Genomic DNA, 17,186 nt, shown 5'->3' with positions numbered 1-17,186 from the left:
GCGATCCGAAGTCCGCCATGTCCCGCCAGGGATGGCCACCACAACCCAAAACGAAGAAGCGCTCCGCCCGCCGATGACCGACATCCACAGCGACAAGATCCTCATCCTCGACTTCGGCGCGCAGTACACCCAGCTGATCGCCCGGCGCATCCGCGAGCTCGGCGTCTACTGCGAGATCTGGGCCTGGGACCACGACCCTGCGCAGATCGCCGAGTTCGCGCCGAAGGGCATCATCCTGTCCGGTGGCCCGGAGTCGACGACCGAGGACGGTTCGCCGCGCGCGCCGCAGCAGGTGTTCGATGCCGGCCTGCCGGTGCTGGGCATCTGCTACGGCATGCAGACCATGGCCAAGCAGCTCGGCGGCGAGACCGAAGCGGCCGACCAGCGCGAGTTCGGTCATGCGGAAGTTTCGCTGGTGGCGGCTGACCGCCTGTTCGAGGGATTGAAGGACCATCCGGGATCGCCGCCGCGTCTCGATGTGTGGATGAGCCACGGCGACCACGTCTCCGTCGCGCCGCCGGGCTTCACGGTCACCGCGAAGACCGACCGCATCCCGGTCGCCGCCTTCGCTGACGACCGCCGCGGCTGGTACGGCGTGCAGTTCCACCCGGAAGTCACCCATACCAAGCAGGGCCAGGCGCTGCTGCGCCGCTTCGTGGTCGACATCTGCGGCTGCCAGACGTTGTGGACGGCCGAGCACATCATCGAGGACCAGATCGCGCGGGTGCGTGCGCAGGTCGGCACGGACGAGGTGATCCTTGGCCTGTCCGGTGGCGTCGACTCCTCCGTGGTGGCCGCGCTGCTGCACAGGGCCATCGGCGACCAGCTGACCTGCGTGTTCGTCGATACCGGCCTGCTGCGCTGGCAGGAAGGCGACCAGGTGATGGCGATGTTCGCCGAACACATGGGCCTCAAGGTGATCCGGGTCAACGCGGCGGAGCGCTACTTCACCGCGCTGCAGGGCGTGGCTGACCCCGAAGCCAAGCGCAAGATCATCGGCAACCTGTTCGTCGAGATCTTCGAGGAAGAATCGAACAAGCTGAAGAACGCACGGTGGCTGGCGCAGGGCACGATCTACCCGGACGTGATCGAGTCTGCCGGCAGCAAGACCGGCAAGGCGCACGTGATCAAGAGCCACCACAATGTCGGTGGGCTGCCCGAGCACATGAAGCTGGGCCTGGTCGAGCCGTTGCGCGAACTGTTCAAGGACGAGGTGCGGCGCCTGGGCGTGGAGCTGGGCCTGCCGCGCGCGATGGTCTATCGCCATCCGTTCCCGGGCCCGGGCCTGGGCGTGCGCATCCTCGGCGAGGTCAAGCCCGAGTATGCCGAGCTGCTGGCCAAGGCCGACGCGATCTTCATCGACGAGCTGCGCAAGGCCGACCTGTACGACAAGACCTCGCAGGCGTTCGCCGTGTTTCTGCCGGTGAAGTCGGTCGGCGTGGTCGGCGACGCGCGCGCCTACGAGTGGGTGATCGCGCTGCGCGCGGTGGAGACCATCGACTTCATGACTGCGCATTGGGCGCACCTGCCGTACGAGTTTCTCGGCAAAGTGTCCAACCGGATCATCAACGAGCTGCGCGGCGTCTCGCGCGTGGTCTACGACATCAGCGGCAAGCCGCCGGCCACGATCGAGTGGGAGTGAGCTGCGCGCAGCCGCCCCATGCTGCCGGACGCCGCGCCTTGCGGACGGCACCGGCAACCCACTGACAGGAGTCGTCCATGCGTTCCAGAGCCTTCGGCCGTACCGGCCGCAACGTCGGCGAGATCGGCTTCGGCGCCTGGGCCATCGGCGCGGCGTGGGGCAAGGTCGACGACGCCGAGTCGGTGGCCGCACTGCATGCGGCGCTGGATGCGGGGCTGGACTTCATCGACACCGCCGACGTCTACGGCGACGGCCACTCCGAGCGGCTGATCGCGCGGGTGCTGAAGGAACGCGGCGGCGAGCGCCCGTTCGTGGCGACCAAGGCCGGCCGGCGCCTGCCGCAGCAGACCGTGGAAGGCTACAGCGCCGACAACCTGGAGGCGTGGATCGACCGCAGCCTGCGCAACCTGGAGGTCGAGGTGCTCGACCTGGTCCAGCTGCACTGCCCGCCGACCGATGCGTACTACCACCCGGAGGTGTTCGAGCGGATGGAGCGGCTGGTCGAGCGCGGCAAGCTGCGCCACTACGGCGTCAGCGTCGAGCGGGTGGAAGAGGGCCTCAAGGCGATCGAGTACCCGGGCGTGGCCAGCGTGCAGATCATCTACAACATGTTCCGCCATCGGCCGGCCGGGCTGTTCTTCCGCCAGGCGCGGCAGCGCAACGTGGCCGTGATCGTCCGGGTGCCGCTGGCCAGTGGCCTGCTCAGCGGCAAGTTCAGCGCCGACACCCGGTTCGAGGCCGATGACCACCGCCAGTTCAACCGCCACGGCGAAGCCTTCGACGTGGGCGAGACCTTCGCCGGCGTGCCGTACGAGGTCGGCCTGGCCGCAGTGGAGAAGCTGCGGCCGCTGGTGCCCGAAAGCGCCACCTTGGCCCAGCTGGCGCTGCGCTGGATCCTGATGGACGAGGCAGTGACGGTGGTCATCCCCGGTGCGCGCAATCCGCAGCAGGCGCGGGCGAACATCGCCGCCGCCAGCCTGGACGCGCTGCCACCGGAGACGATGGACGCGGTGGCCCGCATCTACGAACAGGACATCAAGCCGTACGTCCACCAGCGCTGGTAATGGATATCGACGATCCCACCCTCCGCATCGCTCCCGCCGAAGGGGCCGACCGCGACGCGCTGGCCGACCTGCTCGTGGAAACCGTGGCCGGCAACGGCTCGGTGGGTTTCATGCATCCGCTGGGCCTGGGCGAGGCCCGGGCTTTCTGGGACGACGCGCTGGAAGCGGTGGTGCGCGGCGAACGCATCGTCCTGTGCGCCTGGCGCGACGGCGAGCTGCTGGCCACCGGCTCGCTGGCACTGGTATCCGCGCCCAGCCAGCCGCACCGTGCCGAGCTGACCAAGGTGATGACGACCACTGCGGCGCGTGGATCGGGCATCGGCGCGCAGTTGGTGCGAGCGCTTGAGCAGGCTGCGCGCGAGCGGGGCCGCCGCCTGATCACCCTGGATGTGTCCCTGGTCGAGGGCGCGACTGCGTTCTACCGGCGCCTGGGCTACAGCGTCGCCGGGGACATTCCCCAGTACGCGCACAAACCGCTGGGCGGACTGGGCGCGACGCGGGTGCTCTGGAAGCTCCTGGACGCGCGCGAGCCGGTCGCGACGGCCGTGGTCGACCCGGCGGTGGACGAGCGCTTCATGCGCCACGCGCTGTCCCTGGCCGAACGCGCGGAGAACGAGGACGACGAGATCCCGGTCGGCGCGGTGCTGGTATCGCCGGCGGGCGAGGTTATCGGCGAGGGCTGGAACCGCAACATCACCGAGCACGATCCCACCGCCCATGCCGAGATCATGGCCATGCGCCAGGGCGGCAAGCGCCTGGGCAACCACCGGCTGGTGGGCTGCACCCTGTACGTGACCCTGGAGCCGTGCGCGATGTGCGCCATGGCCCTCGTGCACGCGCGGGTCGCGCGCCTGGTCTACGGCGCGGGCGACTCCAAGACCGGGGCGTGCGGCAGTGTCTCGGACCTGGTGTCCGATCCGCGCCACAACCACCGCGTGCAGGTGCAGGGTGGGGTACTGGGCGAGGAGTCGGGGCGGCGCCTGACCAATTATTTCCGCAGCAAGCGCGGCAAGCCGCCGCTGTAGCGCGGCCATGTGCGATGGCGAGCTGCGTCCGGAATCCTGGCCAGCCACGCCCTCGCTGTCGATGCGCCGGGCGTGGGGCAGGGCCCGCTCTACGGAATCGGTTTGGGTGCGACCGGCCGGTGATCCATCTCCTCGTTGATCGCGGTGACGGCCAAGGTCGATTCGCGTGCCAGCAGGATGCTGGCCGCGAACATCGAAAGCACCCCGGCCGACGCCAGCCAGATCGGCAGCGCTCCCAGGCGGTGCCCGGTGAACGTGTCGACCGACACCGCCAGGCTGGTACCGACGAAGCAGCTGATCGCCCCGTACAACAGCTGTCCGGCGCGCAGGATGTTCAGGCTGCGCCTGCGCTGCAGGGCGATGCGCCGTTCGTACAGGGCGCGCTCGATCTCGTCTTCGATCAAGGCCAGCTCGCGCAACAGGGTGCGGGCGCGGTCGATGATGCGTGCCAGGCGGTTGTTGGCCGACAGCAGCAGGGAGGCGGTGGCGGTCAGGAAGAACGCCGGCGCCAGCATCGCGGCGAGCACGGCATGGATGTTCGCGGAGTCCATGGAACGGCCGGTAATGGGGTCTGCGCTATCATGCCAGCCCAAGCGCGGCCCGCAAGGACGCGACACGACCACCGGAATGGACGCACATGGGCATAGCCGCAGGACAGGACCGCCTGATCTGGATCGACCTGGAGATGACCGGGCTGGATACCGGCGGAGATTCGATCCTCGAGATCGCCACCGTGGTCACCGACTCCCAGCTCAACGTGCTGGCCGAGGGGCCGGAACTGGCGATCGCCCATCCACTGGCTGCGCTGGAGGCGATGGACGAGTGGAACCGCAACCAGCATCGGAAGTCCGGCCTGTGGCAGCGCGTGCTCGACAGCGACGTCGGTATCGCCCAGGCCGAGGCGCGCACCGTCGCCTTCCTCAACGAATGGGTGCCGGCGAAGGCATCGCCGATGTGCGGCAACTCCATCTGCCAGGATCGGCGTTTCCTTCACCGCCTGATGCCGCGGCTGGAGCAGTACTTCCACTACCGCAACCTCGACGTGAGCACGCTCAAGGAGCTCGCGCGGCGCTGGGCGCCGGACGTGCTGGCGGGCGTGCGCAAGCAGTCGGCACACACTGCCCTGAGCGACGTGCATGATTCGATCGACGAGCTGCGCCACTACCGCAGGCACCTGGCGCAGCTGGCCGGCGGCTGACGACGCGGCATAGCGGACACGGCACGGCTTCGCAGCTGCCGCGGTGGCTCAAAAAAAGGCCCGCCTTCCGGCGGGCCTTCTGCTTGCAGGGCGCGGCGGATCAGCCCGCCTTGGTCTTGGCCAGCCGCAGCCAGGTATCGACCACGGTATCGGGATTCAGCGACACCGATTCGATGCCTTCGGCCATCAGCCATTCGGCCAGGTCGGGGTGATCGGACGGCCCCTGGCCGCAGATGCCGACATACTTGCCCCTGGCCCGCGCGGCCTTGATCGCCATCGACAGCAGCTTCTTCACCGCAGGGTTCCGCTCGTCGAACAGGTGGGCCACGATCGCCGAATCGCGGTCCAGGCCCAGGGTCAGCTGGGTCAGGTCGTTGGAGCCGATCGAGAAGCCGTCGAAGATGTCCAGGAACTCGTCGGCCAGCAACGCGTTGGACGGCACCTCGCACATCATGATGATCTTCAGGCCGCGCTCGCCCTGGCGCAGGCCGTTGGCGGCCAGCACCTCGATGACCTTGCGGCCTTCCTCGAGCGTGCGCACGAACGGGATCATCACCCACAGGTTGTCCAGGCCCATCTCGTTGCGGACCTTGAGCACCGCCTTGCATTCCAGCGCGAAGGCGTCGGCGAAGGAGGGATCGACATAGCGGCTGGCGCCGCGGAAGCCGATCATCGGGTTCTCTTCCTCCGGCTCGTAGCGGTGGCCACCGATCAGGTTCGCGTACTCGTTGGACTTGAAGTCCGACAGGCGCACGATCACCGGGTGTGGCGCGACCGAGGCGGTGAGGGTGGCGATGCCCTCGACCAGGCGATCCACGTAGAACCCGACCGGATCGGAATAGCCGGCGATCTTGGCGTCGATCTTCTTCTTCGTTTCCGCGTCCTGCTTGCCGTATTCCAGCAAGGCCTTGGGATGCACGCCGATGTGGCTGGCGATGATCATCTCCAGACGGGCAAGACCAATACCGGCGTTGGGCAGCTGTCCGAAGTCGAACGCACGCTCCGGATTGGCGACGTTCATCATGATCTTGAGCGGCGCCGGCGGCATGTTGCCCAGGTCGGTGGTGGTGCGCTCGAAGGGCAGGGCGCCTGCGTAGATGAAGCCGGTGTCGCCCTCGGCGCAGCTGATCGTGACCTCCTGGCCGTCGGCGATCTTCTCCAGGCCGTTGCCGGTGCCCACCACCGCGGGCACGCCCAGTTCACGGGCGATGATCGCCGCGTGGCAGGTGCGGCCGCCGCGGTTGGTGACGATCGCGCTGGCGCGCTTCATCACCGGCTCCCAGTCCGGATCGGTCATGTCGGCGACGAGCACGTCACCGGGCTGGACCCGGCTCATGTCGTCCAGCGAACGGACCACGCGGGCCACGCCGCTGCCGATCTTCTGGCCGATCGCGCGACCCTCGGCGATCACCTCGCCACGCTGCGACAGCGTGTAGCGCTCGATCTGGGTGGCCTTGGCGCGCGACTTCACCGTTTCAGGGCGGGCCTGGACGATGAACAGCTTGCCGCTGACCCCGTCCTTGGCCCACTCCACGTCCATCGGCCGGCCGTAGTGCTGCTCGATCACCAGCGCCTGCCGGGACAGCTCCTCGACGTCGGCATCGGAGATCGAGAACTTTGTACGCAGCTCAACCGGGGCGTCCTCGGTGCGCACGCGCTCGCCGGGCTGGTCCGAATAGACCATGCGCAACGCCTTGCTGCCCAGCGCGCGGCGCAGGATCGCCGGCTTGCCCTGGCGCAAAGTGGGCTTGTAGACGTAGAACTCGTCCGGATTGACCGCGCCCTGCACGACCATTTCGCCCAGCCCGTAGCTGGAGGTGACGAAGACCACGTCCCGGAAACCCGATTCGGTGTCCAGGGTGAACAGCACGCCGGACGAGCCCACGTCCGAGCGCACCATCAGCTGCACGCCGGCCGAAAGGAACACGTCCTCGTGCTTGAAGCCGTGGTGCACGCGATAGGCGATCGCACGGTCGTTGTAGAGACTGGCGAACACTTCCTTGACCTTGTGCACGACATCGTCGGCACCGGTGACATTGAGGAAGGTTTCCTGCTGGCCGGCGAACGATGCGTCCGGCAGGTCCTCGGCCGTGGCCGAGGAGCGCACGGCCACGGCCACGTCGCCGCCGCCGTTGTCGGCACACAGCTGCGCGTACGCGGTGCGGATGTCGCGATCCAGCTCCGGCTGCAGCGGGGCATCGATCACCCAGCCGCGGATCTCGCGGCCTGCCGCGGTCAGCGCCGGCACGTCCTCGACGTCCAGCGTGGCCAGCTTGTCGAAGATCCGCTTGGAGAGGTCGTTGTGGGCGATGAACGCCTTGAACGCCTCGGAGGTGGTGGCGTAGCCCCCGGGAACGGACACGCCCAGGCCGGCCAGGTTGCCGATCATTTCGCCGAGCGAGGAATTCTTGCCGCCGACGCGGGCCAGGTCGGCCAAGCGCAGCTCGTGCAACCACAGGATGTTCTGGTTCAAGTGCGATGCTCCGTAGAGCCACCGCCCGGCCGGGCAGTGGCCGCCGTCCCGAGATATGTGGAACCGTTATGATGCGCCCCAGCATCCAGGCATATCAATCTTGTAAATGCGGCCGTTTTGGTGTGAGACGGAGAAAACGATTCCATGACCAGCATCCGCCCGGTGTTCTACGTCTCCGATGGCACCGGTATCACCGCCGAGACCATCGGCCACAGCCTGCTTACCCAGTTCAGTGGCTTCCAGTTCCTCACCGACCGGCTGGCCTTCGTCGATGACGTCGACAAGGCGCGCGAGGCGGCCGGGCGCATCCACGCGGCGGGCGTCCTCCACGGGGTGCGGCCGATCGTGGTCAACTCCTGCGTCGATCCGCAGCTGAGCCTGACCCTGGCCGAGAGCGGCGCGCTGATGCTGGACGTGTTCGCGCCCTTCATCGAGCCGCTGGAGCGCGAGCTCGAACAGCCGCGGCAGTCGCGGGTGGGGCAGGCGCATGGCATGGTCGATTTCGAGACCTATCACCGCCGTATCAACGCGATGAACTATTCGCTGAGCCATGACGACGGCGTGGCGCTGGACTATGACGAGGCCGACGTGGTCCTGGTCGGCGTGTCGCGCGCGGGCAAGACGCCGACTTGCGTCTATCTGGCGCTGCACTACGGGATCAAGGCGGCGAACTATCCGCTGACCGATGGCGACCTGGAGAGCGATCGTCTGCCGCCGCGGCTCAAGCCGTACCGGCGCAAGCTGTTCGGCCTGACGATCGATCCGGAGCGGCTGCAGCAGATCCGCCAGGAGCGGCGGCCGGATTCGCGTTACGCGCGGCTGGACACGTGCCGGCGCGAAGTGCAGGCGGCCGAAGCGATGTTCAGCCTTGAGCGGATCCCGACGCTGAGCACGACCCATACCTCGATCGAGGAAATCTCGGGCAAGGTCCTGTCGACGCTGGGGTTGCAGAGGGAAATGTTCTGAGCCGACAGGGGATCACACCCCCAGTGGCTTCCCCAAGGTAGGCCTGTGTGCGTTCACGGTCAATGCTGCCGCGCCCGTTGCACAGCGTGTAGCATCGGTCGCATGCAGCAGGTCACCCCACACGGCACGCGCATCCCGAGATTGAGCCGCTTCGGCTGGCTGATGGCGCTGTACGCTGAAAACCACGCGCGGTTGCAACGCCTGTTCGCGCCGGCACGCCTGGGCGAGGGCAGCTACCTTTCCAGCGTGGGCGACGGCCTGGACGTGCGCCTGGACGTACTCGAGCGCCATCCGTACACGCTCGAACTTCGCCTGACCTACGACCTGCGCGATCCGCTGACCGGCGAACCGGATCCTTCGGCCTACCTGCGCCTGTACAGCGACGCGCGACAGGTGGAAACCACCCACTGCTACGTGGGTCGTCGCTGGCAGGACGTGATCGGCCTGTATCCGCCGCCGGCCGAACTGGTTGGCCATCGCCTGCGCATGAACACGTTCCTGGGCAAATGGCTCGAGTACCTGGCCGAGCGGGGCCATGGTGTGGCCACGCTGGCGCCCGCCACCGCGCGCCTGGCCGGGCCAGCCACGCCGGTGCGCGAGGCGGCGCGGCGATAGCGACGTAGTGAACGCCTGGCAGCCCGCGTGACGCAGACCATTCCACTCTCGGTCCTGGACCTCGCACCGGTGTGCGAAGGCAGCGACGTGGCCACCGCGCTGGGCAACAGCCTGGACCTGGCGCGCCATGCCGAGGCGCTGGGTTACCGGCGCTTCTGGCTGGCCGAACACCACAACATGCCCGGGATCGCCTCCGCGGCGACGGCGGTGCTGATCGCGCACATCGCCGCCGGTACGCGCGCGATCCGGGTGGGCGCCGGCGGAATCATGCTGCCCAACCATTCACCGCTGCAGGTGGCCGAGCAGTTCGGCACCCTGGCCGCCCTGCATCCGGGCCGGGTCGACCTGGGCGTGGGCCGCGCGCCGGGGACCGACCAGGCCACCGCGAAGGCCCTGCGCCGCTACTTCGACAGTGCCGAGCGTTTTCCGCAGGACGTGCAGGAACTGCTGGGCTACTTCCAGCCAGCCCAGCCCGGACAGGCGGTACGCGCCGTGCCGGGGGCGGGACTGGAGGTACCGGTCTGGATCCTGGGCTCCAGCCTGTTCGGGGCGCAGCTGGCCGCGGCCCTGGGCCTGCCTTTTGCCTTCGCCTCGCATTTCGCGCCCGACGCGATGGACCAGGCATTGATGCTCTACCACCGCGACTTCCGGCCATCGGCGCAGCTGCGCCAGCCGCACGCGATGCTGGCGGTGAACGTGATCGCCGCCGGCAGCGACGAGGAAGCCCGGCGCCTGTTCACTACCGCCCAGCAGGCGTTCGTGAACCTGCGGCGCGGCCGCACCGGCCTGATTCCCGCGCCGATCGACGACATCGAGGCCTATTGGACGCCGGAGGAGAAGGCCGGAGTCGAGCGGGCGCTGGCCTGCAGCGTCGTCGGTGGTCCGGAGACCGTGGCCCGGGGGCTGGCGGCGTTTGCCGCCCGGCACCGCCCGGATGAATTGATGGTGGTGGCCAACATCCACGATCATGCCGCCAGGGTGCTGTCGTACCAGCTCGCTGCCCGGGCTTGGGGGCTGCCGCCCGGGCCCGTCGCGCCTCCTCCTGAATAGGCGGGCAGCCCGGACTCGCTATTCAGCGGAAATCCGGGTATGGTGCGCGCACTGTGTTTGCATGGGTCACCGTGAATCGTGGCCTGGTGCAGTCGATCTGACGATCCGCTACATCGTTCCGCTTTGCCAACGCCTGCAACCCAGTACCGTCGCGGATGTGCCGCGCTCGGTTTTCCATTTAAAAGTTGATAGGAGTTAGCAAATCATGTCCGATCGTCAGACTGGTACCGTCAAGTGGTTCAACGACGCCAAGGGCTTCGGCTTCATCACCCCGGAGAGCGGTGCCGACCTGTTCGTGCATTTCCGTTCGATCCAGGGTTCGGGCTTCAAGTCGCTGCAGGAAGGCCAGAAGGTCTCCTTCATCGTCGTGCAGGGCCAGAAGGGCCTGCAGGCCGACCAGGTTCAGCCGCTGTAATTGCGTCGACCTGCCACAAGGCCGGTCACCACGAAACGCCGGGGGCGCAAGCCTCCGGCGTTTTTCGTTGCGGGCGGTGAAATGCGAGGATGGGGCATTCCCCCGCATCCGGCGCCGCCATGATCACCGTCCACCACCTGGAAAGCTCCCGCTCCCAGCGCGTGCTGTGGCTGTTGGAGGAGCTGGCCTTGCCGTATCAGCTGGTGCGCTACGCACGCGACCCGGTCACGATGCTGGCGCCGCCGGCGCTGCGTGCGGTGCATCCGCTCGGCAAGTCGCCGGTGCTGGTGGACGACGGCCATACCCTGGCCGAATCCGGCGCGATCCTCGAGTACCTGGTCGAGCGTTACGACACCACCCACGCGTTCTCGCCGACTCCGCTGCCGATGGATTCGTCCGAACGGCTGCAGTATCGCTACTGGATGCATTACGCCGAAGGTTCGGCGATGCCGCCGCTGCTGCTGAGCCTGGTGCTTGCGCGGATCCGCGCCGCGAAGATGCCGTTCTTCGCCCGCCCGGTCGCCGGGCGCATCGTCGGCAAGGCGATGTCCGGCTTCGTCGGGCCGCAACTGAAGCTGCACCTGGACTGGATGGAAAGCTCGCTGGCCCGCTCCGGTGGCTGGTTCGGCGGCGAACGGTTCACCGCGGCCGACATCCAGATGAGTTTCCCGGTCGAAGCGGCCGCGGTGCGCGGCGGGCTCGAGCGGCATCCGGCGCTGGCGGGTTTCCTGCGGCGCATCCATGAGCGACCGGCCCACCAGCGTGCGCTGGCACAGGGTGGGCCGTTCGCGCTTTCGGCGGGCTGAAGCGGCGGGCGTGGCCTACGGAAACCGCGCGACGCCCCCATCTGGTCAGCATGCAGATCCAATTCGACAACGCCTTCCTGCGCGAGCTGCCCGGCGATCCGGAATCGGGGCCGCGCATACGCGAAGTAGAGGCGGCGGCCTGGTCGCGGGTGGATCCGGCGCCGGTTTCCGCTCCGCACCTGCTGGCCTGGTCGCCGGAGGCCGCGGCGCTGGTCGGCCTGGATGCGGCCGATGTCGCCGCGCCGGACTTCGCCCGCGTGTTCGGCGGCAATGCCCAGCTGCCGGGCATGCAGCCGTGGGCAGGCAACTACGGCGGCCACCAGTTCGGCAGCTGGGCCGGGCAGCTGGGCGACGGCCGCGCGATCTCGCTGGGCGAAGCCCTCGGTGCGCAGGGGGCGCGCTGGGAACTCCAGCTCAAGGGCGCTGGCCGGACGCCTTACTCGCGTTTCGCCGATGGCCGGGCCGTGCTGCGCTCGTCGGTGCGCGAGTTCCTGTGCAGCGAGGCGATGCACCACCTGGGCGTGCCGACCACGCGTGCGCTGTCGCTGGTGGGCACCGGCGAAGGCGTAGTCCGCGACATGTTCTACGACGGCCATCCGCGACCGGAGCCGGGCGCGATCGTGTGCCGCATGGCGCCGACCTTCCTGCGCTTCGGCAGCTGGCAGTTGCCGGCTGCGCGCGGCGACGTCGCGCTGCTGCGGCGCCTGACCGACTACACGCAGCGGTATCACTTCCCGGAGCTGGCCGGCCAAGGCGAAGCAGGCGATGCGGAATGGTTCGCGCAGGTGTGCGAGCGCACCGCATGGATGGTCGCCGGCTGGATGCGGGTCGGCTTCGTCCACGGCGTGATGAACACCGACAACATGTCCATCCTCGGCCTCACCATCGACTACGGTCCCTACGGCTGGGTCGAGGACTACGATCCGGACTGGACCCCCAACACCACCGACGCACAGGGTCGGCGCTACCGCTTCGGCACCCAGCCGCAGGTCGCGTACTGGAACCTGACCCGGCTGGCGCAGTCGCTGGCCCCGCTGTTCAAGGAGGTCGCACCACTGGAGGCCGGCCTGGCGCGCTTCGGGCGGGCCTGGGACCTGGCCCACCGCGACCTGGTCGCGCGCAAGCTGGGGCTGGCCCATTGTCGCGACGAGGACCTGCGCCTGTTCGCAGAGCTGCAGCAGTTGTTGCAGGAGGGGCAGGTCGACATGACGCTGTTCTTCCGCGCGCTCGGCGAGCACGAAGCGGCCGGCGCGGACCGGGCGCCGTTCGCGGAGGCTTTCTATGACGCGGACGCGCGCGCCGGGATCGAGGCGTCACTGCTCGGATGGCTGAAACGCCACCGGGCCAGGCAGCTGGACGACCCGCTCGATGCGGAGCAGCGGCGCGAAACGATGCGCCTGGCCAATCCGCGCTACGTCCTGCGCAACTGGCTGGCGCAGGAGGCGATCGACCGTGCCGAGCAGGGTGACTCCGCCGGGATCACCGAATTACTGGACGTGATGCGGCGGCCATACGAGGAACAGCCTGGTCGCGGGCACTACGCCGGCGCACGACCGGAGTGGGCGCGGCACCGCGCGGGCTGTTCGATGCTTTCATGCAGTTCATGACCCACGGTTGCGTCAGCATCGAGGGGCATGGACCGGAATCGGCCGACAGGACAAGGAGGCTTTGCGATGGATGATCGGAAGACGCCGGAATGGGCGGCGCTGATCCGGGACGTGCCGGATTTCCCTTCGCCGGGAATCATGTTCAAGGACATCGTGCCGCTGCTGGCCGATGCGCATGGGCTGGCTGCGATGGTGTCGGCGCTGGGCGCGCCGTGGCGCGATGCCGGAATCCAGGCCGTGGCGGGGGCGGAGTCGCGCGGCTTCATCCTCGGCGCGGCGCTGGCACGGGACCTGGATGCCGGTTTCGTGCCGCTGCGCAAACCGGGCAAGCTGCCGGGCGCGTTGCTGGAAGAGGCCTACGCACTGGAGTACGGCAGCGATCGCCTGCAGATCCAGGCCGATGCGCTCGCGAGCGGTACGCGGGTGCTGCTGGTCGACGACGTGCTGGCCACCGGCGGCACGCTGGCCGCGGCCGCGCGGCTGCTGCAGCGCCAGGGTGCACAGCTGGTGGGCGCGGCGGTGCTCGTCGAGCTTACAGGGTTGCGCGGTCGCGAACGCTGGACCGCAGCGGCGCCCCTGCGTGCGCTGCTGCGGGCCTGAACCCGAACGCCGACGGCCAGGCGCTGCGTTATCCGCCGGGGCGCGTCAGGAAGTGCGGCTGCGCATCGCGCGCGGCGCCAGGCCGGTCCAGCGCTTGAACGCACGCCGGAACTCGCGGGGATCGTGGAATCCGATGGCCGCGCCGACCGCGGCGACATTGGAGCCGGGACCGGTCAGCAGGCTTTGCGCGGTATCGCGTCGCAACCGGTCGTGGATTTCCTTGTAGCTGGTCCCGGCATCGTGCAGGTAACGACGCAGGGTGCGTTCGTTCACGTGCAGCTCGGCGGCGATGTCGAGCAGTCGCGGTGCGTCTGCCAGCTGCAGTCGCACCAACTGCTCGACCGCGGCCACGATTTCGCTGGAGGGCCGCACGGCCGGCATCTGCTGCTGGCACAGTTCCAGCACCTGGCGGGCCGTGGACGGGTTGTTGGCCGGCATCGGCGCGCCGAGCCAGCTTGCGTCGATGACGACCCGGTTGCTGGCCGCCTCGAAGCGCACCTCGCAACCGAACAGGCGTTCGTACTCGCCGGCATACGCCGGGGCCGGGTAGGCCAGTTCGACCAGGGCCGGGACAAAGCGCGGTCCGAGCAGGCCGCGGCAGAGCATCAGGCTGCTGGCGAACAGCTCCTCGCACAGGAACGGTTCGATATCCGGTTCGGGCGTGCCCATGCGCGCGATCATCGCCACGCCCGGGCTCCCGCCCTCCGGCACCTGCGCTTCCAGCTGCAGCTGCAGCTCCATCATCGCCCCGGTGATGGGCGCGAACTGCACGCCCAGGCGCAGCGCCTCGCCGAAACTCCCGGCGGTCATCATCGCAAGCCCGAGCAGGCCGAAATGGCCCACGTCCTGGGCCGTGCCCAGCGCGAGGCCGTGTCCATCCCCCGGGAGCGTGCGCAGGGCGCGCCCGACGATCTCGCAGGCCTGGCGGTAGGAGAGGTAGACGGGGGTTTCGGTAACGAACTGCGCGCGCTCGAGCCGCAGGCCCTCGAACCAGCCATCGCAGGGCACGTCCAGCCGGTCGGCCATGGCGACCAGGCCGGCGACGATCCCGCACTTGATGTTGGCGCCGTGGAGGGGCAGGGCGTCCAGGGGGGCTTTTGGCGTCATCGATCACAACCTGTCCGCTTTACCCCCCTCATTATGCCGGCTTTGCCCTCGCGTACGCCCCCGGATGCAGCGGAGACTGGGGGACGGCCACATGATCGTGGCATCGACGGGGAGGGACCATGGCGAAGCGGGGCAAGGGCAGGGGCGCAGCAGGCGCGCGGGGATGGAAGCAGGGCGCTCCGGCGCTGCTGGTGGCCGCGTTGGCCGCGGTGCTGGCCGGCTGCGGCGACGGCGGTCCCGCGCACGTCCCGAGCGCGACCGTGGCCGAGGGCGATGCCGCTTTCGCCGACGCCCTGCGCCAGAAGCTGCTCGACGCCAAGCCCGGCGATGTCATCGAAGTGCCGGCCGGTCGCTACACGTTCGACCGCAGCCTGAGCCTGCGCGTGGACAACGTGACCCTGCGTGGCGCGGGCCAGGACAAGTCGGTGCTCAGCTTCAAGGGGCAGAAGGCCGGCGCCGAGGGCCTGCTGGTCAACGCCGACCATTTCACGATCGAGAACATCGCGATCGAGGACGCCAAGGGCGATGGCCTGAAGATCAACGAGGCCGAACACATCACCATCCGCGGAGTGCGCGTGGAGTGGACCGGCGGGCCGAAGACTTCCAACGGCGGCTATGGCCTTTATCCGGTCCGCACCCGCAACGTGCTGATCGAAGATTCGATCGCGATCGGCGCTTCGGACGCGGGCATCTACGTGGGCCAGTCGCAGGACGTGATCGTGCGCAACAGCCGCGCCGAGTACAACGTCGCCGGCATCGAGATCGAGAACACGATCAACGCCGACGTCTACGGCAACGTGGCCACCAACAACACCGGCGGCATCCTGGTGTTCAACATGCCGGCGCTCAAGCAGCCTGGCGGCAACGTGCGCGTGTTCAAGAACCAGGTGTTCGCCAACAACACCGGCAACTTCGGCGCCAAGGGCACGCCGGTGGCGAGCGTTCCGGCGGGTACCGGCGTGGTGATCAATTCCAATGACGATGTCGAGATCTTCGACAACGACATCAAGGACAACAAGACCGCCAACATCATCGTCTCCAGCGTCTACTCGACGGGCTACAGCGCCGACAGCCGTTCGGAGAGCTTCGATCCGTACCCTGAGCGGATTTCAGTCCACGGCAACCGGCTCTCGGGCGGCGGCGACGCGCCCGACGGTTTCGACCTGAAGGCGCTGAAGGTCGCGCTGTTCGGGCTCAACGGGCGCCTGCCCGACGTGCTCTGGGACGGTTACGCGAACGCGGAGCTGGTCGAAGGGCCGCAGATCTGCCTGCATGACGTGTCCGGCGTGGTCAATGCCGATGGCCCGAATGGCTACAAGAACCCGACCAGCGACGCGACGCCGTTCGGCTGCACGCTGCCGCCGCTGCCGCAGGTGGACCTCAAGCGTGGTTGATCGGCCGTCCCGCGGGCGTGGCCCGCTGTCCAGACTGGTGGCCCTGGCAGGCGCGGTGGCGCTTGCCGCGGGGCTGGTTTCCGGCTGTCGTCCTGCGCACCCGCCGCCGGTCGCGTTCCATGCCGAAGGCCAGCCGGAATCGCTTTCCGAATGGCATCTCTTCGACATGGCCGATGGGCGGCTGGAATTGAACGAACGGGTCCTGCCCTACGACCTCAATTCCGCCCTGTTCACCGACTACGCGCACAAGCTGCGCACGGTCTGGATGCCCGAGGGAACGTCCGCGCACTACGACGCGAACGAAGCGTTCGATTTCCCGGTCGGCACGATCATCAGCAAGACCTTCTATTACCCGCGCATCGAAGGCGAGCCGCGCGACAGCCAGGCCGTGCTGCGCAGCCAGGGGCACGAGGGCCAGCTGCCCGGCGGGCAGCTGGAACTGGACAAGGTGCGGCTGCTCGAGACGCGGTTGCTGGTGCGGCGCGAGTCGGGCTGGGTCGCCTTGCCCTACGTCTGGAACGCCGAGCAGACCGAGGCCAGGCTCATGCGCGCCGGCGACCTGGTGCCGCTGACCCTGGTGGACGCCAGCGGCTCGCGTGAGGAAGCCGCCTACCAGGTGCCCGACCAGAACCAGTGCGCCGGGTGCCACGTCAGCGACCTGAGTACCCGTGAGTTCCAGCCGATTGGCCCCAAGGCCCGCCACCTCAACCGCGATCTCGCCTATCCCGGCGTCGATGGCGAGGTGGTGGTCGCCAACCAGCTGGCGCAATGGCAGCGCATGGGCTACCTGGACGGCCTTCCCGAAGCCTCGGCGGTGCCTCGCGTCGCCAACTGGCAGGATGCGGCGGAGAGCGTCGATGCGCGGGCCCGGGCCTACCTGGACATCAACTGTTCGCACTGCCACAGCGCAGCCGGGCCAGGCAACACCTCGGGGTTGTGGCTGGCCAGCGATGTCAGCGAGCCACTGCGCCTGGGGCGCTGCAAGCTGCCGATCGCCGCGGGCCATGGCACGGGCGACCGGCGTTTCGACATCGTTCCCGGCAAGCCGGACGAGTCGATCCTGACCTACCGGATGATCAGCACCGATCCAGGGGTGATGATGCCGGAACTGGGCCGCAGCGTGACGCACGCGGAGGGGGTCGAGCTGATCCGCGAGTGGATCGCGGCCCAGCACGGCGAGTGCGGCAATACAGGGTAAGTCGACCGCGTTTCCAGCAACAACCA

The 17,186-nt window shown here is 68.5% G+C and carries 16 protein-coding genes and 1 pseudogene; 14 read left to right on the top strand and 3 right to left on the bottom strand.

The genetic code is table 11. The features are described 5' to 3' along the window. Positions 1-73 precede the first annotated feature (73 nt). From guaA to tadA, 4 genes and pseudogenes are all read left to right on the top strand, one after another. Positions 74-1,642 carry a glutamine-hydrolyzing GMP synthase gene (guaA, locus tag MNQ95_RS14975; protein ID WP_241953347.1) on the top strand — a complete coding sequence of 523 codons (1,569 nt, stop codon included), beginning with the start codon at positions 74-76 and terminating at the stop codon, positions 1,640-1,642. Positions 1,643-1,719: 77 nt separating this feature from the next. Next, positions 1,720-2,706 (top strand): aldo/keto reductase, encoded by a 987-nt coding sequence (locus MNQ95_RS14970; protein ID WP_162411014.1) that lies wholly within the window; start codon positions 1,720-1,722, stop codon positions 2,704-2,706. Beyond that, positions 2,706-3,095: pseudogene (locus MNQ95_RS14965) on the top strand (GNAT family N-acetyltransferase); the annotation flags it as partial. The gene MNQ95_RS14970 and the pseudogene MNQ95_RS14965, both read left to right, overlap by 1 nt. Positions 3,096-3,281: 186 nt before the next feature. Continuing rightward, positions 3,282-3,731: a tRNA adenosine(34) deaminase TadA gene (gene tadA / locus MNQ95_RS14960; RefSeq protein ID WP_238390399.1), complete on the top strand. Its 450-nt coding sequence runs from the start codon at positions 3,282-3,284 to the stop codon at positions 3,729-3,731. Positions 3,732-3,820: 89 nt separating this feature from the next. On the opposite strand, the gene MNQ95_RS14955 is transcribed toward tadA, so the two are convergent. Continuing rightward, positions 3,821-4,282 (bottom strand): DUF2721 domain-containing protein, encoded by a 462-nt coding sequence (locus MNQ95_RS14955; RefSeq protein ID WP_162411012.1) that lies wholly within the window; start codon positions 4,280-4,282, stop codon positions 3,821-3,823. 86 nt (positions 4,283-4,368) lie between these two features. On the opposite strand from MNQ95_RS14955, the gene orn reads away from it, so the two are divergent. Then, positions 4,369-4,929, top strand: a complete 561-nt coding sequence (gene orn / locus MNQ95_RS14950; protein ID WP_241953346.1) for an oligoribonuclease — start codon at positions 4,369-4,371, stop codon at positions 4,927-4,929. Positions 4,930-5,029: 100 nt separating this feature from the next. Here the strand turns inward: orn and ppsA are convergent, their stop codons facing one another. Further along, positions 5,030-7,402, bottom strand: coding sequence for a phosphoenolpyruvate synthase (gene ppsA / locus MNQ95_RS14945; RefSeq protein WP_241953345.1), 2,373 nt, complete (start codon positions 7,400-7,402; stop codon positions 5,030-5,032). A 144-nt stretch (positions 7,403-7,546) separates the two neighbouring features. On the opposite strand from ppsA, the gene ppsR reads away from it, so the two are divergent. From ppsR to MNQ95_RS14910, 7 genes are all read left to right on the top strand, one after another. Next, positions 7,547-8,368 (top strand): posphoenolpyruvate synthetase regulatory kinase/phosphorylase PpsR, encoded by an 822-nt coding sequence (gene ppsR, locus MNQ95_RS14940; RefSeq protein ID WP_162411009.1) that lies wholly within the window; start codon positions 7,547-7,549, stop codon positions 8,366-8,368. 102 nt (positions 8,369-8,470) lie between these two features. Further along, the gene (locus tag MNQ95_RS14935) at positions 8,471-8,983 is read left to right on the top strand and encodes a DUF1249 domain-containing protein (RefSeq protein ID WP_162411008.1); all 513 of its coding nucleotides are present in this window, start codon (positions 8,471-8,473) and stop codon (positions 8,981-8,983) included. A gap of 27 nt (positions 8,984-9,010) precedes the next feature. Continuing rightward, positions 9,011-10,033: an LLM class flavin-dependent oxidoreductase gene (locus MNQ95_RS14930; RefSeq protein WP_241953344.1), complete on the top strand. Its 1,023-nt coding sequence runs from the start codon at positions 9,011-9,013 to the stop codon at positions 10,031-10,033. Between the two features lie 205 nt (positions 10,034-10,238). After that, the gene (locus tag MNQ95_RS14925) at positions 10,239-10,448 is read left to right on the top strand and encodes a cold-shock protein (protein ID WP_162411007.1); all 210 of its coding nucleotides are present in this window, start codon (positions 10,239-10,241) and stop codon (positions 10,446-10,448) included. Between the two features lie 119 nt (positions 10,449-10,567). Beyond that, positions 10,568-11,254, top strand: a complete 687-nt coding sequence (locus MNQ95_RS14920) for a glutathione S-transferase family protein (protein WP_241953343.1) — start codon at positions 10,568-10,570, stop codon at positions 11,252-11,254. Positions 11,255-11,304: 50 nt separating this feature from the next. Further along, positions 11,305-12,861 carry a protein adenylyltransferase SelO gene (locus MNQ95_RS14915; RefSeq protein ID WP_162411005.1) on the top strand — a complete coding sequence of 519 codons (1,557 nt, stop codon included), beginning with the start codon at positions 11,305-11,307 and terminating at the stop codon, positions 12,859-12,861. Between the two features lie 66 nt (positions 12,862-12,927). Continuing rightward, complete coding sequence (locus MNQ95_RS14910) at positions 12,928-13,461, top strand: adenine phosphoribosyltransferase (protein WP_241953342.1); 534 nt, start codon at positions 12,928-12,930, stop codon at positions 13,459-13,461. Between the two features lie 45 nt (positions 13,462-13,506). Here MNQ95_RS14910 and MNQ95_RS14905 read toward each other — a convergent pair whose 3' ends face one another. Then, positions 13,507-14,568 carry an AraC family transcriptional regulator gene (locus tag MNQ95_RS14905; protein ID WP_241953341.1) on the bottom strand — a complete coding sequence of 354 codons (1,062 nt, stop codon included), beginning with the start codon at positions 14,566-14,568 and terminating at the stop codon, positions 13,507-13,509. 119 nt (positions 14,569-14,687) lie between these two features. Here MNQ95_RS14905 and MNQ95_RS14900 point away from each other — a divergent pair, with 119 nt between their 5' ends. Together MNQ95_RS14900 and MNQ95_RS14895 are read left to right on the top strand one after the other, a co-directional pair. Next, complete coding sequence (locus MNQ95_RS14900) at positions 14,688-15,962, top strand: parallel beta-helix domain-containing protein (protein ID WP_241953340.1); 1,275 nt, start codon at positions 14,688-14,690, stop codon at positions 15,960-15,962. A gap of 37 nt (positions 15,963-15,999) precedes the next feature. After that, entirely contained in the window at positions 16,000-17,160 is a 1,161-nt protein-coding gene (locus tag MNQ95_RS14895) for an SO2930 family diheme c-type cytochrome (protein ID WP_241953339.1), read from the top strand. Positions 17,161-17,186 lie beyond the last annotated feature (26 nt).

The organism is Pseudoxanthomonas daejeonensis, from assembly GCF_022637495.1.
GTDB classification, from domain to species: domain Bacteria; phylum Pseudomonadota; class Gammaproteobacteria; order Xanthomonadales; family Xanthomonadaceae; genus Pseudoxanthomonas; species Pseudoxanthomonas daejeonensis.
Note: the sequence above shows the minus strand (reverse complement) of the source record. Positions and strands in the feature narration are given on the sequence as shown.

Coding starts and splice junctions, on each gene's coding strand:
- guaA (WP_241953347.1), top strand. CDS start 74: ATGACCGACATCCACAGCGACAAGATCCTCATCCTCGACTTCGGCGCG.
- MNQ95_RS14970 (WP_162411014.1), top strand. CDS start 1,720: ATGCGTTCCAGAGCCTTCGGCCGTACCGGCCGCAACGTCGGCGAGATC.
- tadA (WP_238390399.1), top strand. CDS start 3,282: ATGCGCCACGCGCTGTCCCTGGCCGAACGCGCGGAGAACGAGGACGAC.
- MNQ95_RS14955 (WP_162411012.1), bottom strand. CDS start 4,282: ATGGACTCCGCGAACATCCATGCCGTGCTCGCCGCGATGCTGGCGCCG.
- orn (WP_241953346.1), top strand. CDS start 4,369: ATGGGCATAGCCGCAGGACAGGACCGCCTGATCTGGATCGACCTGGAG.
- ppsR (WP_162411009.1), top strand. CDS start 7,547: ATGACCAGCATCCGCCCGGTGTTCTACGTCTCCGATGGCACCGGTATC.
- MNQ95_RS14935 (WP_162411008.1), top strand. CDS start 8,471: ATGCAGCAGGTCACCCCACACGGCACGCGCATCCCGAGATTGAGCCGC.
- MNQ95_RS14925 (WP_162411007.1), top strand. CDS start 10,239: ATGTCCGATCGTCAGACTGGTACCGTCAAGTGGTTCAACGACGCCAAG.
- MNQ95_RS14920 (WP_241953343.1), top strand. CDS start 10,568: ATGATCACCGTCCACCACCTGGAAAGCTCCCGCTCCCAGCGCGTGCTG.
- MNQ95_RS14915 (WP_162411005.1), top strand. CDS start 11,305: ATGCAGATCCAATTCGACAACGCCTTCCTGCGCGAGCTGCCCGGCGAT.
- MNQ95_RS14910 (WP_241953342.1), top strand. CDS start 12,928: ATGGATGATCGGAAGACGCCGGAATGGGCGGCGCTGATCCGGGACGTG.
- MNQ95_RS14905 (WP_241953341.1), bottom strand. CDS start 14,568: ATGACGCCAAAAGCCCCCCTGGACGCCCTGCCCCTCCACGGCGCCAAC.
- MNQ95_RS14900 (WP_241953340.1), top strand. CDS start 14,688: ATGGCGAAGCGGGGCAAGGGCAGGGGCGCAGCAGGCGCGCGGGGATGG.